The 13,407-nt window shown below is 64.7% G+C and carries 18 protein-coding genes; 13 read left to right on the top strand and 5 right to left on the bottom strand.

The window, feature by feature from the left end; genetic code table 11:
- Positions 1 to 58: 58 nt before the first annotated feature.
- Positions 59 to 235, top strand: coding sequence for a hypothetical protein (locus BFE01S_RS44345; RefSeq protein ID WP_156967035.1), 177 nt, complete (start codon positions 59 to 61; stop codon positions 233 to 235).
- Between the two features lie 37 nt (positions 236 to 272).
- Here the strand turns inward: BFE01S_RS44345 and BFE01S_RS16260 are convergent, their stop codons facing one another.
- The 5 genes from BFE01S_RS16260 to BFE01S_RS16240 all read right to left on the bottom strand — a co-directional run bounded on the left by BFE01S_RS16260 (position 273) and on the right by BFE01S_RS16240 (position 2,857).
- Positions 273 to 515: an FmdB family zinc ribbon protein gene (locus BFE01S_RS16260; RefSeq protein ID WP_028226433.1), complete on the bottom strand. Its 243-nt coding sequence runs from the start codon at positions 513 to 515 to the stop codon at positions 273 to 275.
- A 14-nt stretch (positions 516 to 529) separates the two neighbouring features.
- The gene (locus BFE01S_RS16255) at positions 530 to 964 is read right to left on the bottom strand and encodes an ArsC/Spx/MgsR family protein (protein ID WP_028226432.1); all 435 of its coding nucleotides are present in this window, start codon (positions 962 to 964) and stop codon (positions 530 to 532) included.
- 74 nt (positions 965 to 1,038) lie between these two features.
- Positions 1,039 to 1,662, bottom strand: coding sequence for an ankyrin repeat domain-containing protein (locus BFE01S_RS16250; protein WP_028226431.1), 624 nt, complete (start codon positions 1,660 to 1,662; stop codon positions 1,039 to 1,041).
- Between the two features lie 84 nt (positions 1,663 to 1,746).
- A complete protein-coding gene (locus BFE01S_RS16245; protein ID WP_028226430.1) occupies positions 1,747 to 2,355 on the bottom strand; it encodes a hypothetical protein in 609 nt (202 codons plus the stop codon).
- Between the two features lie 82 nt (positions 2,356 to 2,437).
- Entirely contained in the window at positions 2,438 to 2,857 is a 420-nt protein-coding gene (locus BFE01S_RS16240; RefSeq protein ID WP_042337757.1) for a group II truncated hemoglobin, read from the bottom strand.
- 386 nt (positions 2,858 to 3,243) lie between these two features.
- Here BFE01S_RS16240 and nifH point away from each other — a divergent pair, with 386 nt between their 5' ends.
- The 12 genes from nifH to BFE01S_RS16180 all read left to right on the top strand — a co-directional run bounded on the left by nifH (position 3,244) and on the right by BFE01S_RS16180 (position 13,378).
- Positions 3,244 to 4,125 carry a nitrogenase iron protein gene (nifH, locus tag BFE01S_RS16235; RefSeq protein WP_028226428.1) on the top strand — a complete coding sequence of 294 codons (882 nt, stop codon included), beginning with the start codon at positions 3,244 to 3,246 and terminating at the stop codon, positions 4,123 to 4,125.
- A gap of 105 nt (positions 4,126 to 4,230) precedes the next feature.
- Positions 4,231 to 5,694, top strand: coding sequence for a nitrogenase molybdenum-iron protein alpha chain (nifD, locus tag BFE01S_RS16230; RefSeq protein ID WP_028226427.1), 1,464 nt, complete (start codon positions 4,231 to 4,233; stop codon positions 5,692 to 5,694).
- An 86-nt stretch (positions 5,695 to 5,780) separates the two neighbouring features.
- Positions 5,781 to 7,340: a nitrogenase molybdenum-iron protein subunit beta gene (gene nifK, locus BFE01S_RS16225; RefSeq protein ID WP_028226426.1), complete on the top strand. Its 1,560-nt coding sequence runs from the start codon at positions 5,781 to 5,783 to the stop codon at positions 7,338 to 7,340.
- Positions 7,341 to 7,353: 13 nt separating this feature from the next.
- Entirely contained in the window at positions 7,354 to 7,674 is a 321-nt protein-coding gene (locus BFE01S_RS16220; RefSeq protein WP_028226425.1) for a hypothetical protein, read from the top strand.
- A 42-nt stretch (positions 7,675 to 7,716) separates the two neighbouring features.
- A complete protein-coding gene (locus BFE01S_RS16215) occupies positions 7,717 to 8,196 on the top strand; it encodes a hypothetical protein (RefSeq protein WP_028226424.1) in 480 nt (159 codons plus the stop codon).
- A gap of 221 nt (positions 8,197 to 8,417) precedes the next feature.
- Positions 8,418 to 9,926 carry a nitrogenase iron-molybdenum cofactor biosynthesis protein NifE gene (gene nifE, locus BFE01S_RS16210; protein ID WP_028226423.1) on the top strand — a complete coding sequence of 503 codons (1,509 nt, stop codon included), beginning with the start codon at positions 8,418 to 8,420 and terminating at the stop codon, positions 9,924 to 9,926.
- Between the two features lie 21 nt (positions 9,927 to 9,947).
- On the top strand, positions 9,948 to 11,351 hold the full coding sequence (nifN, locus tag BFE01S_RS16205) for a nitrogenase iron-molybdenum cofactor biosynthesis protein NifN (RefSeq protein WP_028226422.1): 1,404 nt from the start codon (positions 9,948 to 9,950) through the stop codon (positions 11,349 to 11,351).
- Entirely contained in the window at positions 11,348 to 11,764 is a 417-nt protein-coding gene (gene nifX / locus BFE01S_RS16200) for a nitrogen fixation protein NifX (protein WP_028226421.1), read from the top strand. The genes nifN and nifX overlap by 4 nt, the downstream gene beginning before the upstream one ends.
- A complete protein-coding gene (locus BFE01S_RS16195) occupies positions 11,757 to 12,251 on the top strand; it encodes a NifX-associated nitrogen fixation protein (RefSeq protein WP_028226420.1) in 495 nt (164 codons plus the stop codon). Before nifX ends, BFE01S_RS16195 begins: the two co-directional genes overlap by 8 nt.
- Before the next feature lie 13 nt (positions 12,252 to 12,264).
- Positions 12,265 to 12,468, top strand: a complete 204-nt coding sequence (locus tag BFE01S_RS16190; protein WP_028226419.1) for a CCE_0567 family metalloprotein — start codon at positions 12,265 to 12,267, stop codon at positions 12,466 to 12,468.
- 18 nt (positions 12,469 to 12,486) lie between these two features.
- Positions 12,487 to 12,789 carry a ferredoxin III, nif-specific gene (gene fdxB, locus BFE01S_RS16185; RefSeq protein ID WP_028226418.1) on the top strand — a complete coding sequence of 101 codons (303 nt, stop codon included), beginning with the start codon at positions 12,487 to 12,489 and terminating at the stop codon, positions 12,787 to 12,789.
- A 16-nt stretch (positions 12,790 to 12,805) separates the two neighbouring features.
- Positions 12,806 to 13,378: a nitrogen fixation protein NifQ gene (locus tag BFE01S_RS16180; protein ID WP_028226417.1), complete on the top strand. Its 573-nt coding sequence runs from the start codon at positions 12,806 to 12,808 to the stop codon at positions 13,376 to 13,378.
- The last annotated feature ends 29 nt before the right edge of the window (positions 13,379 to 13,407 follow it).

The raw sequence follows: 13,407 nt of genomic DNA, 5'->3' as shown, positions 1-13,407 counted from the left end.
AGGCGCCGCCGCTCGATATCGCCATCATTGGTGCTGAGCCACGCATGGCTGGACCGGTATGAGCGGGGCGCGCACGATCGAGGACAGCGCACGCCTGTCGATCGTCGAGCAGTCGGGTGTGGTCGTGATGACGCTCGTCGAAGGGCTCGCGCGCGATGAGTTGTTGCGCTCGCGCCGGCCACGCTGCTTTGGCTGCGCCTACATCGCCAGCGCCAGGGCCCGCTGTTCCAGATGACGATTTGACCGCCGCGCAGTTGGCGCACGGCGGTCTTTCAGCTTTGGCCCAGCAGCTTCTTGCGCCCGGCCGCCGAGTAGTGGCTCAGATGCCCTTCGCGCGCGGCCTGGCGGCGCGCCGACGCGATGATCGCCTTGCTGCGGCCCGGCGGCGCGGGCGCGCTGACCTGTTTGTCGAGCAGGGAGCCGCCGCAATGGGGGCAGAGCGGCGTCGTCCCGGCACGCACCAGCGCTTCGAAGTGCAAGTGGCAATTGCGGCATTGATAGTCGTAAAGCGGCATCGCGGCATTCCTGTTCAATGAGCGGCGGCGGCACAATCGCCCGTCGCGGCGGCGCAGCCTTCGAACGATCGCGGTGGGTGGCCGAGGCCTTCGGGCAGTGCGAGTCCGACCCACGCGTGAACGCGCGCCGTATCGAAGCCCACCATGCGCGTGTTGTCCGCTTCCATCAGCGGCCTGCGAATCAGCAGCGGCTGGGCGAGCAGCAGGGCGAGCGCGCTCCCGGCGTCCAGCGATTCGGGCGTGATCCGCCCTGACTTGATGTCCGGCGCGGCGCGGTTGAACCACTCGTGCACCGGCAGCGGTTCGAGAAACGCGAACAGCGTTCTCGGCGTCCAGCGCCAGCGCAGCAGATTGCGCACCTCCAGCGTATGGCCCGCGGCGACGAGCAGCGCTCTTTGTTTTGCATTGCCGCCGCATCCGGGTTTTTCGTAGAACGTAATGTGTGTCATGGTGTGAAGTCCTGGCGTCAAGTCCTGATGTGGGTGCCACAGTCGAACGCGTCCGGGCGTGGTCTGCCTGTGCGTCACGCGGCCTTGTCTGTGCAGGCGTCGGCGGCAATCGCGGCACGCCCGGCTTCGACGCCTTGCGTTCCCGGTTTCGCGTCGCCGAGCCGGCGTGCCGTTCGCAGCAACTCGAAGCCGCGATCGGCGGCCATGTCGAGCGCGTCGCGCCCGTCCGGGGCAAACACGCCTTCGCTCGCGCCAAGCGACAACAGCAGATGCATGACCTCGACCCGCCCGCTGGCGGCCGCCTGCATCAGGCATGTGATGTCGTGGTCGTTCGCGTGATCGATTTCGATACCCGCCTCGATCAGCCGCAGGATCGGCGCAGGTGCGCCGGCAAGACACGCGTACCAGAGTGCGTGGTTGCCTTCGTCGTCGAGCGCGCCGTAGCGCGCGCCCGCGTCGAGCAGCGCGTCAACCAGCGAGTCCTCGCCATGCAGCGCTGCCAGCATCAATGGCGTGACGCCACCGATGCCGCGCGAGTGGACATCAGGGAAGTCGTGGCCCGAGAGCCAGGCCGCAAGCGCGGCGCTTGCGCTCTGTCGCGGGTTCGCATCGGTGGGGGGCGAAGCCCGGCAGCTTGCGCTTTCGCGCGTGACGCGCTTGACACACGTGACGGGGACGGTCTCGGCATGCAGGGACATGATCGCGCTCCGGCTCGGAGAAGGGGTATCGTGGGACGGCTGAAGGCGCGGCGGCAGCGCCCCGGCCTCCGGCTCGATCTGCATTCAAACAGGCCGGTTTTCGTTGGTGTTGCGTACCGGTCCCATCAGTTCGAGTCCCTCCGCGTAGGTGATCGTGTCGAAGGTCACGTCGAACTTCATGGCAGTGTCGGCCACCGCGTCGAGCTTGCCTGCCGTGTCCTTCTTCTTCAGTTCGTTCTTCTCCAGGTAGAGCAGTTCGAGCAGTTCGTTGTAGACCGTCGATTCGAGGATCGGCAGCACATAGAACATCGCGCCCTTGTACGGCACCTGATAACGCCTGGTGAGGTCGATGTTGTCGCAGAACAGGAAGTACTTGCCGCCTGCCGACAGGGTGTCGCCGAGCACTTCCGCCACGTCCTTCAACGATTCGAAACTCAACAGCCAGCCCGCGAAGAACGGCAGATGCTGTTCGCCCGCGAGCGCGACGGCCATTACCTGCTCGCAGGAAAGCTCGGGCGGGCGCGCCTCGTCGGCGAGCTTCGGCGCGAAGCGCAGCGCGAGCTCGCCACGAAAGCCAACCCGGCCGAACGTGTTCGTGAGTCCCTTGAAGACCGGGTTGAGCAGACGGCCTTCGTGTTCGAGGCGGGCGAGGGCGGTGTTCTCGAGTTCCTTGCGGATAAGCGTTTCGGTCATGACGGATTCCTTGGATTCTTGAGATCGGAGACGGCGGCTTCGCAGGACGCCGGTGGGTACTTCATCGGGAAAGCATGGCAGCTCAGTTGCCGGTGTTGCGCATCCAGTCTGCAATCCTGAAGAACGCCTGCATCAGCATGTCGCGCAGGGCGCAGTCGGTGCCGGTCTCGTCGAGCGCCGCGCGCATGCAGGCGAGCCACGCGTCGCGCTCGGCGGCGCCGATCGGAAATGCCGCATGGCGCATGCGCAGCCGCGGGTGGCCGCGTTCGACTGAATAGTGTTTCGGGCCGCCGAGCCATTCGCACAGGTACCGGACGAGCACGGCCTTGACCGGCGCGAGGTCGGGGCCGTGCATCGCGCGGATCTCGCGCGCCTCGGGCCGCGTGTCCATCTGCCGGTAGAACGCATCGACGATGCGTATGACGGCGGGCTCTGCGCCGATGGACTCGAAATGCGTCGCGGCGGGGCGCACGTCGACAACAGGAATGGTGGGCGGGTTCATGGCCGCACTTCAGTGCAACAACCGTACCAGCGACGAAACGGCCGGATACGGCAGTCACGCGGGGGCGAAGCGGTGCGGCGTCGGTGTTGTTTGCGACGAAACGCGCACGCTTTGTCGGGAAGCCGACACGGCGGCCGGCAGTCGTCGCGGCCAGCCGAACGGCGCCGCGGGCCAGGTTTTACCGGGGATTCCGAAGTTTCGGGCCGACATGGCACGGAAGCTGCACTGGAGCGGTCCGCGCGGACACACTCCGGCTGATGCGTGAGTCGACAGAAGAAGACCATACGGACACGGCAGGCTCAGGACATGGTCGCGGCATTGCAGCCCTGATTCGCAACTGATTCGCCACCCTGGTTTCAACCTTTTTCCTGAACTGGAGAACCTCAATGTCTCAACTTCGGCAAATTGCCTTTTACGGTAAAGGCGGCATCGGCAAGTCCACGACGTCGCAGAACACGCTGGCGGCGCTCACCGAACTCGGGCAGAAGATCCTGATTGTCGGCTGCGACCCGAAGGCCGACTCGACGCGCCTGATCCTGCACGCCAAGGCGCAGGACACGATCCTCTCGCTCGCGGCGGAAGCCGGCTCGGTCGAGGACCTCGAACTCGATGACGTGATGAAGATCGGCTACAAGGACATCCGCTGCGTCGAGTCGGGCGGTCCCGAACCGGGCGTCGGCTGCGCGGGCCGCGGCGTCATCACGTCCATCAACTTCCTCGAAGAAAACGGCGCATACGAAGGCGTCGACTACGTCTCGTACGACGTGCTCGGCGACGTGGTGTGCGGCGGCTTCGCGATGCCGATTCGCGAAAACAAGGCGCAGGAAATCTACATCGTGATGTCGGGCGAGATGATGGCGATGTACGCGGCCAACAACATCTCGAAGGGCATTCTCAAGTACGCGAACAGCGGCGGCGTGCGCCTCGGCGGCCTCGTCTGCAACGAGCGCCAGACCGACAAGGAGCTGGAGCTTGCCGAAGCGCTGGCCGGCATGCTCGGGTCGCGGCTGATCCACTTCGTGCCGCGCGACAACATCGTCCAGCACGCGGAGTTGCGCCGCATGACGGTGATCGAGTTCGCGCCCGAATCGAACCAGGCGAACGAGTATCGCCAGCTCGCGAAAAAAGTGCACAACAACGCGGGCAACGGCACGATTCCCACGCCGATCACGATGGACCAGCTCGAAGACCTGCTGATGGAGCACGGCATCATGAAATCCATCGACGAATCGCAGGTCGGCAAGACGGCTGCCGAACTGTCCGCCTGAACCCGCGCTGAGCCGCACGCCCGCGCGTATCGTGGGCATCGCATGTATCCGGCGATGCGCGCGGGCTGGGCCAGCGATGCACAATCCTCACGTATGGAGCATTCCATGACCGCCACGGTTGAAGAGCGCAAGGCCGCGAACAAGGCCCTGATCGATGAAGTGCTGAAGGCCTATCCCGAGAAAATGGCCAAGCGGCGCGCCAAGCATTTGGGCACCTTCGAGGACGGCAAGCCCGACTGTGGCGTGAAGTCCAATATCAAGTCGCTGCCCGGCGTGATGACGATCCGCGGCTGCGCGTATGCCGGCTCGAAGGGCGTCGTCTGGGGGCCGATCAAGGACATGATTCACATCAGTCACGGCCCGGTCGGCTGCGGCCAGTATTCGTGGGCTGCGCGGCGCAATTACTACATCGGCACCACCGGCATCGACACCTTCGTCACGATGCAGTTCACGTCGGACTTCCAGGAAAAGGACATCGTGTTCGGCGGCGACAAGAAGCTCGACAAGATCATCGACGAGATCCAGTCGCTCTTTCCGCTGAACAAGGGCATCTCGATCCAGAGCGAGTGTCCGATCGGCCTGATCGGCGACGACATCGAGGCCGTGTCGAAGAAGAAGAGCCAGCAGTACGAAGGGCATACGATCGTGCCCGTGCGCTGCGAGGGATTTCGCGGCGTGAGCCAGTCGCTCGGCCACCACCTCGCGAACGACGCGATCCGCGACTGGGTATTCGACAAGACGGAAACAGGCAAGCGCCCCGAGCTTGCCTCGACGCCGTACGACGTTGCGATCATCGGCGACTACAACATCGGCGGCGACGCGTGGTCGAGCCGCATTCTGCTCGAGGAAATCGGCCTGCGCGTGATCGCGCAATGGTCCGGCGACGGCTCGATCGCCGAGCTGGAGAACACGCCGAAGGCGAAGCTCAACGTGCTGCATTGCTACCGGTCGATGAACTACATCAGCCGGCACATGGAAGAAAAGTACGGGATTCCATGGGTCGAATACAACTTCTTCGGCCCGACGATGATCGAGAAGAGCCTGCGGGAAATCGCGAGCCACTTCGACGACACGATCAAGGCCAACGCCGAACGGGTCATCGCGAAGTACCGCCCGCTAGTGGACGCGGTGATCGCGAAGTACAAGCCGCGTCTCGCAGGCAAGAAGGTGATGCTGTTCGTCGGCGGCCTGCGTCCACGCCACGTGATCGGCGCCTACGAGGATCTCGGCATGGACGTGGTAGGCACCGGCTACGAGTTCGGTCACAACGACGACTACCAGCGCACGACGCATTACGTGAAGGACGGTACGCTGATCTACGACGACGTGACCGGCTACGAATTCGAGAAGTTCGTCGAGCAGGTGCAGCCGGACCTCGTCGGCTCGGGCATCAAGGAAAAGTACGTGTTCCAGAAGATGGGTGTGCCGTTTCGCCAGATGCACAGCTGGGACTATTCCGGACCGTATCACGGCTACGACGGCTTCGCCATCTTCGCGCGCGACATGGACATGGCGATTTCGAGCCCGGTCTGGAGCCTTGCGAAAGCGCCCTGGAAGCGCGCCGCCTGACGAGGCCGACCTCACGCAGCCAGTCCGCGGCGCGCGAGCGGCGCTTCGCCCGCGGGCTGTTCAGATTACCGATTCAGGAGCCAGTGATGCCCCAATCCGCCGACAAGATTCTCGATCACGAACTGTTGTTCCGCGAGCCCGAGTATCTGGAGATTTTTCGCAACAAGAAGGAAAACTTCGAATTCAACCATCCCGACGAGGCGGTCAAGCAGATCGTCGAGTGGACCAAGACCGAAGACTACAAAGAGAAGAACTTTGCCCGCGATTCGCTGACCGTGAATCCGGCCAAGGCTTGCCAGCCGCTCGGCGCCGTGTACGTGGCGAACGGTTTTCACAAGACGCTGTCGTTCGTGCACGGCTCGCAAGGCTGCGTCGCGTACTACCGGTCGCACTTTTCGCGGCACTTCAAGGAGCCCACGTCGTGCGTGAGCTCTTCGATGACCGAGGACGCGGCGGTATTCGGCGGCCTTAACAACATGATCGACGGGCTCGCGAACGCGTACAACCTTTACAAGCCGGAGATGATCGCCGTTTCGACGACGTGCATGGCCGAGGTGATCGGCGACGACCTCGACGCGTTCATCAAGAACAGCAAGCAGAAGGGCAGCGTGCCGGAAGACTACGACGTGCCGTTCGCGCATACGCCTGCGTTCGTCGGCAGTCACGTCACCGGCTACGACAATGCGCTGCTCGGCATCCTGAAGCACTTCTGGGACGGCAAGGCAGGCACCGCGGCGCCGCTCGTGCGCGTGCCGGACGACAGCGTGAACTTCATCGGCGGTTTCGACGGCTTCGTGGTCGGCAACATGAAGGAGATTCGACGGATCTTCGATCTGTTCGGCGTGACGGTCAATGTGATCTGCGATCCGTCCGAAACGTGGAATACGCCGACTGACGGCGAGTTCCGGATGTACGAGGGCGGCACGACCAAGGCAGAGGTCGAGCGCGCGCTCAATGCAAAGGCGACGTTCGTGTTCCAGGAGTTCTGCAGCGAGAAGACCAGCAAGTTCATCGCGGAACATGGCCAGGAAGTCGTCGTGCTGAACGCGCCGGTTGGCGTGGCGGGCACCGACCGCTTCCTGATGGAAATCTCGCGCGTGACGGGCAAGCCGATTCCCGCCGAGCTCGAAAAGGAGCGCGGCCAGCTTGTCGACGCGATGGCAGACAGTCAGGCTCACCTGCATGGCAAGCGCTTCGCGCTGTATGGCGATCCCGACCAGATGCTCGGCTACGCGGAGTTCCTGCTCGAACTCGGTGCGGAACCGGCGCACGTGCTCGCGACCAACGGCAACGACACCTGGGCCGCGAAGGTGCAGGCGCTCTTCGATGCATCGCCGTACGGCGCGGGCTGCAAGGTCTATCCGAAGCGCGACCTGTGGCATATGCGCTCGCTGCTCTTCACGGAGCCGGTGGACTTTCTGATCGGCAACACGTACGGCAAGTACCTGGAGCGCGACACGAAGACGCCGCTGATCCGGATGGTGTTCCCGATCTTCGATCGCCATCACTATCACCGCTTTCCGACGTGGGGCTATGAAGGCGCGCTGCGCATGCTCGTGACCTTGCTCGACGAGTTCTTCGAGACGCTCGACGCGAATACGATCGTGGCCGCGAAGACCGACTACAGCTACGACATCATCCGTTGAACGGAGCACAGCCATGGCAGCCCCGGTTTTGGTCAAAGTCACTCGGGACGGCCGGAAGGTCGAGGTGATCGACGGCTGGGTCTGCCTCGCGGGCGTGCGCGAGGCGGATCGCCTGGTGCCGCTCGACGAGCACCCGAACCGGCAGGCGATTGCGCGCGGCGTGCCCGGCGCCACGCACGTCGCCGGTCGGCTGCCGCTGACGCACGAGCAGGCCGCCATCGCGCAGGGGACGATGGCGGCGGCCCAGCGTGAATTCGATGCGAGTTCGTCCGGCATCGCGCGGCGCATCCGGCAAGCGGTATGGGCCAGGACGGCTGCAGAGGGTGTCGAGTAGCGGCATGCGAACTGGCGTGAACCGTCCAGAGGAGGGCAACGCGTGATTTACGTGCTGGAGATGCCGGCGGGCGAACAACCGAGGGCGTGGTTTGCCTACGACGAGGCGGATTTCGTCCGCAAGGTGGCGGCGTCCGACGCGCTCGATGCCGAGGAAATCCATGATGTGTCGACGCCGCGCGAACTGCTCGGATTCGCCGGGCCGACGCCCGATGCCGTCACGCGGGCGCAGTACCCGTCGATCTGCGCAATCGGCGACGCCCACGGCTGGGACGCGCCGCTGTATCGCGCCGACTATCTGCTCGGGCGAGGCGTGTGCCAGCCCGAGGTCGTCACGCAGCGCGATGCGTCGGAGGCTGCATTGCAGGCACGTGGCGACTGCCTCGTCTACTGGAACGATCGCGATGCGATTGGCGCGTTCGAGGGCGCCGACGCACGTCTCGCGGGCGCGTCGCACTGGCGTGCGCGGCGAGCACTGTACGAGCAACTCGTGGCGCTCGACGTGCTCGCGGACGACAACTGAGCGCGTAACGAAGCAGGGCAAACCGCCAACATCCGCGTGTCGTGTCTGCAGCGCGGGGCAATGTCGCAATTCATTCAAACCGCCCAAAGTCCGTTCCGATGACGACAAACGTCCGGCAAGCGGGCAGCACAACGAAGCGGTTTGACCGTGCCGCGCGCCGGTTGCTGCCGTGGTACGGAACTTGCCAGTCATCGTGGACCCCACATAGTCAGGAGCCCGTCATGTCACCTTCGCTCAAGGGCAAGATCGCCGAAGTCTTCGACGAACCCGGTTGCGACAAGAACCAGGCAAAAGGCGAGAAGGAGCGCAAGAAGGGCTGCACGAAGCAGCTTTCTCCCGGCGCGGCGGCGGGCGGCTGCGCGTTCGATGGCGCGAAGATCGCGTTGCAGCCGATCGTCGACGTGGCGCACCTCGTGCATGGGCCGATTGCGTGCGAAGGCAACTCGTGGGACAACCGTCATGCGGCCTCGTCGGGCTCGACGCTCTACCGCACCGGCTTTACCACCGACATCAACGAGCTCGACGTCATCTACGGCGGCGAGAAACGGCTTTTCAAAAGCGTGCGCGAGATCATCGAGAAATACGACCCGCCTGCCGTGTTCGTGTATCAAACCTGCGTGACCGCGCTGATCGGCGACGATATTGAATCCGTCTGCAAGCGCGCGTCGGAAAAATTCGGCAAGCCGGTGATTCCCGTGAATGCGCCGGGTTTCGCCGGGCCGAAGAACCTCGGCAACAAGCTCGGCGGCGAGGCGGTGCTCGACTATGTGATCGGCACGCGCGAGCCGGAGTACACGACGCCGTACGACATCAACATCATCGGCGAATACAACCTCTCGGGCGAGCTGTGGCAGACGAAGCCGCTGCTCGACGCGCTCGGCATCCGCATCCTGTCGTGCATCTCCGGCGACGGCCGCTACAACGAGATCGCGAGTTCGCACCGCGCGAAGGTCAACATGATGGTCTGCTCGAAGTCGATGATCAACATTGCGACGAAGATGCAGCAGCGCTACGGCATTCCGTATTTCGAGGGCTCGTTTTACGGCATCGGCGACATGAGCGACACGCTGCGCCAGATTGCGAGGCTGCTCGTGCAGCAGGGCGCGCCCGACGATCTGATCGGCCGAACGGAGCGTCTGATCGAAGCCGAGGAGGCGCGCGCGTGGGCGAGGATCGCGCGCTACCGCGAGCGCCTCGAAGGCAAGCGTGTGCTGCTGATTACCGGCGGCGTGAAGTCGTGGTCGGTCGTCGCCGCGTTGCAGGAGGCGGGGCTCGAAATCGTCGGCACGAGCGTCAAGAAGAGTACGAAGGAGGACAAGGAAAAGATCAAGGAGATCATGGGCGACGACGCGCACATGATCGACGACATGACGCCGCGCGAGATGTACGCCATGCTGCGCGACGCGAAGGCCGACATCATGCTCTCGGGCGGCCGCTCGCAGTTCGTCGCGCTGAAGGCGCGCATGCCGTGGCTCGACATCAACCAGGAGCGCCATCACCCGTATGGCGGCTATGAGGGCATCGTCGAACTCGTGCACGAGATCGATCGCGCGATTCATAACCCCGTGTGGCAGCAGGTGCGCATTCCGGCACCGTGGGGCGACGACGGCGAGACGCCTGGCGCGGTGCAGGCAGCGGTTGCGCAGGAAGTGCCGCCTGAAACGCCCGTCCCGCAGTTCGCAGGCGTGCGTGCCTGGGCCATGGCGTTCGAACCGGGCATGCCGGCCTGAGCGCGGCGAGGAGCAGACATCATGGCGCTCGTCGTCGAATCGAAGAAAGCCTGTGCGGTCAACCCGCTGAAAATGAGCCAGCCGCTTGGCGCGAGTTACGCGTTCATGGGGCTCGACGCCTGTATGCCGGTGATGCACGGCTCGCAGGGCTGCACGTCGTTCGGTCTCGTGCTGCTGGTGCGCCACTTCAAGGAGGCGATTCCGCTGCAAACCACGGCGATGAACGAGGTCACGACGATCCTCGGCGGCTACGAGAACATCGAGACGGCGCTGTTGAACATCCGCAAGCGGGCGGCGCCGAAGATCATAGCAATCTGCTCGACCGGGCTCACCGAAACCAAGGGCGACGACGTCGTGGGCTATCTCGCGACGGTGCGCAAGCGCAAGCCCGAACTCGACGACACCGAACTCGTCTACGTGTCCACGCCCGACTACGTCGGCGGCTTCGAGGACGGCTACGCGCACGCGGTCACCGCCATCGTCAAGGCGCTCGTCAAGCCGTTGCCGACCGTCGCCCGGCAGGTCACGCTGCTGCCGGGCAGTCATCTGTCGCCGGGCGACATCGACGAGCTGCGCGAGATCATCGGCGCATTCGGGCTCGACGCGATCGTGCTGCCGGACCTGTCGGGCTCGCTCGACGGCCATATCGCGCCGGACTGGCGCGGCACCACGCTCGGCGGCACGACGCTCGCGCAGATCCGCGCGGCGGGTGCATCGGCGCTGACGATCGGCGTGGGCGAGCAGACCCGCGAGGGCGCGCAGGCGTTGCGGGAAATCGCCGGCACGCCGTTCGAGATCTTCGAGCGGCTCACCGGCCTCGAACCCAACGACCGGCTCTTGCAGCGCCTCGCGCTGCTCTCGGGCCGGCCCGTGCCTGCGAAGTACCGCCGCCAGCGCAGCCAGTTGCTCGACGCGATGCTCGACGGCCACTTCTACACGGGCGGCATCAAGGTGGCGCTCGGCGCGGAGCCGGACCTGCTGCTCGCGCTCGGCGCGCTGCTGCACGAGATGGGCGCGCAATTGAGCGTCTGCGTCAGCACGACCGCGTCGCCGTCGCATGCCCTGTTGCCCGCTGCCGAAGTCGTGCTCGGCGACCTCGAAGATCTGGAGCGCGCCGCGGGCAACTGCGATCTGCTCATCACGCATTCGCACGGCCGGCAGATGGCGGAGCGTCTGGGCAAGCCGCTGATGCGGGTCGGCTTTCCGGTGTTCGACCGCGTCGGCAACGCGCATCGCTGTCAGGTCGGTTATCGCGGCACGATGAACCTGATCTTCGAGATCGCGAACCTGATGATCGAGCAGATCGCGCACCACCATCCGGACGACTGGCCGCTGCCGCAGGCCTCGGTCGATCTGGCCGCGCGCGAAGTGAAGATTCCGGTCGTCTTGGCCGGTACGGGAATTCACGAGGAGTCCACCCCATGAAAATCGCATTCGCGACCCAGGACAAGGTGCACGTCGATGCGCACTTTGGCTGGGCGAAGAGCATCGTTACCTACGACGTGACCGCCGACGGCCACACGTTCGTCGAGTCGTTCGACTTCGGCGGCAAGCTCGAAGAAGACGGCGACGAGGACAAGCTCGCGCCGAAGCTCGATGCCGTCAAAGACTGCGCGATCCTCTACGTCGCCGCGATCGGCGGCTCGGGCGCGGCGCGCGTGGTCGCGCTGAAGATCCATCCGGTCAAGGTGCCGCAGCCGGAGCCGATCGAGGGCATTCTGGCGAAGCTGCGCGACGTGTTGAAGGGCACGCCGCCGCCGTGGCTGCGCAAGGCGCTCGCGAAGGAAGGCAGGCCATCATTCGATTTCGATGAGGACAACGAGGTATCCCATGGCTGAAGCCATTACCGGCACGGAGGCCGCCGATGCGGCCAGCGAAGAGGCGCTGCTCGCGACGCCGTTTGTCCAGCAACTCGTGAGGCAACTGCGCGCGCAGGATACCCACGGCACCTGGGAAGGCAAGAGCGACCTGAAACTGCTCAAGCCGTACATCCTGACGCCGGAAGAGCGCCGCGCGATTCCGATCGTGGGCGACCCCGACCCCGAGACGCTCTGGCATCTGGAACTGTTCTACAACGCGATCGCGGTGGCGATCGAGCGGGAGACCGGCCAGATGGTATCGCCGATGATGAAGATGAGCCACGAGGGCTTCGGGCGCATGGTGCTGATCGCGGGGCGTCTCGTGGTTGTCAACAAGCAGCTTCGCGACGTGCACCGCTTCGGATTTGCGTCGCTCGCGAAGCTGGCCGAGGCGGGCGGCAAGTTCCTGAGCGAAGCCGTCGAGATGATCCGGGCCTATCCGTCCGTTGCGCAATACGGCGCCTGAGCGGGAGAACACGATGACCGATGCCGACGAACTCAAGGCGCGCCTGAAGAAGCTCAACGCACAGGCGACGCAGGCGAAGATGGATCTTCACGACCTGTCCGAGGAACTGCCGACGAACTGGGAGCAGATTCTCACGGTCGCACAGCGCTGTCACGACGCGCACGCCGCGCTGATGGACGTGCGCAAAGCCGCAGCCGCAGCCGCGGCTTCGGCGTGAGCCGCGCGGGAGACGGACGTGAGCGATCTCTTTAGCGTGACGCTGCCGAGCGGCGAGACCTGGACGCCGACTTTCGTGTCGACGCTCGACGAAGAAAAATGCATCGGCTGCGGGCGATGCTTCCGGGTATGCCCGCGCGGCGTGCTCGAACTGGTGGGGCTCGACGAGGAAGGCGGCCGCATCGCCCTGGACGACGACGAGGACGACGAGTACGAGAAGAAAGTCATGACCATCGCGCACAGGGAGCGGTGCATCGGCTGTACCGCGTGCGCGAAGATCTGCCCGAAGAAGTGCTATACGCACGCGGCGGCCCGGCTTTGAGCAGGCCCCGACGATCATGGATTTCCACAGAACCTTGATGAACCACGCGGTGAGCGCCGAGCACCCGACGGTGCTGGCGCTCGCCGGTGTGCTGTCGTCGGCTTTCGACGAGGACGGCATGCGGGCGCTGCCGATCCGCGGACTGAACGTGGACGAAACCCGCTGGTTGCTCGCGCACTGGTTTCCCGGCGCCGAGGCGGCATTGTCGTTGGCGTGGGACGTATCGACCGGCGCATCGCCGCCCGGGCCGCGATACGACGAAGTCGAAGACCTCGTGACGCTCTTCAAGGACCATGCCGACCCTTGCTACGGAACGCCCGAGGAAGTGAACTGCGTGGCCCATGCGCTGGCCTGCGCGTGTCTCGGTGCCAACCATCTCTGGCAGGATCTGCGGCTGCCCTCGCGGCGCGAGCTTTCCGCGTTGCTTCGCGACTGGTTTCCACGGCTTGCGGGAAAAAACGTCAACGACATGAAATGGAAGAAGTTCTTCTATAAGCAACTTTGCGAGCGCGAGGGGCTGTCCGTCTGCAAGGCGCCGAGTTGCGGCGTGTGCACGGATTACGGGCATTGTTTCGGGCCGGAGCGCTAGGGGCCTGCGGGCGGCCCAGGCGTGGTCCT

Origin of the sequence: Paraburkholderia ferrariae NBRC 106233 (genome assembly GCF_000685035.1) — a bacterium.
GTDB lineage: Bacteria > Pseudomonadota > Gammaproteobacteria > Burkholderiales > Burkholderiaceae > Paraburkholderia > Paraburkholderia ferrariae.
Note: the sequence above shows the minus strand (reverse complement) of the source record. Positions and strands in the feature narration are given on the sequence as shown.

What these genes read in the sequence shown, in the direction of transcription:
- BFE01S_RS44345 (WP_156967035.1), top strand. Translation starts at nt 59, where the DNA reads ATGAGCGGGGCGCGCACGATCGAGGACAGCGCACGCCTGTCGATCGTC.
- BFE01S_RS16260 (WP_028226433.1), bottom strand. Translation starts at nt 515, where the DNA reads ATGCCGCTTTACGACTATCAATGCCGCAATTGCCACTTGCACTTCGAA.
- BFE01S_RS16255 (WP_028226432.1), bottom strand. Translation starts at nt 964, where the DNA reads ATGACACACATTACGTTCTACGAAAAACCCGGATGCGGCGGCAATGCA.
- BFE01S_RS16250 (WP_028226431.1), bottom strand. Translation starts at nt 1,662, where the DNA reads ATGTCCCTGCATGCCGAGACCGTCCCCGTCACGTGTGTCAAGCGCGTC.
- BFE01S_RS16245 (WP_028226430.1), bottom strand. Translation starts at nt 2,355, where the DNA reads ATGACCGAAACGCTTATCCGCAAGGAACTCGAGAACACCGCCCTCGCC.
- BFE01S_RS16240 (WP_042337757.1), bottom strand. Translation starts at nt 2,857, where the DNA reads ATGAACCCGCCCACCATTCCTGTTGTCGACGTGCGCCCCGCCGCGACG.
- nifH (WP_028226428.1), top strand. Translation starts at nt 3,244, where the DNA reads ATGTCTCAACTTCGGCAAATTGCCTTTTACGGTAAAGGCGGCATCGGC.
- nifD (WP_028226427.1), top strand. Translation starts at nt 4,231, where the DNA reads ATGACCGCCACGGTTGAAGAGCGCAAGGCCGCGAACAAGGCCCTGATC.
- nifK (WP_028226426.1), top strand. Translation starts at nt 5,781, where the DNA reads ATGCCCCAATCCGCCGACAAGATTCTCGATCACGAACTGTTGTTCCGC.
- BFE01S_RS16220 (WP_028226425.1), top strand. Translation starts at nt 7,354, where the DNA reads ATGGCAGCCCCGGTTTTGGTCAAAGTCACTCGGGACGGCCGGAAGGTC.
- nifE (WP_028226423.1), top strand. Translation starts at nt 8,418, where the DNA reads ATGTCACCTTCGCTCAAGGGCAAGATCGCCGAAGTCTTCGACGAACCC.
- nifN (WP_028226422.1), top strand. Translation starts at nt 9,948, where the DNA reads ATGGCGCTCGTCGTCGAATCGAAGAAAGCCTGTGCGGTCAACCCGCTG.
- nifX (WP_028226421.1), top strand. Translation starts at nt 11,348, where the DNA reads ATGAAAATCGCATTCGCGACCCAGGACAAGGTGCACGTCGATGCGCAC.
- BFE01S_RS16195 (WP_028226420.1), top strand. Translation starts at nt 11,757, where the DNA reads ATGGCTGAAGCCATTACCGGCACGGAGGCCGCCGATGCGGCCAGCGAA.
- BFE01S_RS16190 (WP_028226419.1), top strand. Translation starts at nt 12,265, where the DNA reads ATGACCGATGCCGACGAACTCAAGGCGCGCCTGAAGAAGCTCAACGCA.
- BFE01S_RS16180 (WP_028226417.1), top strand. Translation starts at nt 12,806, where the DNA reads ATGGATTTCCACAGAACCTTGATGAACCACGCGGTGAGCGCCGAGCAC.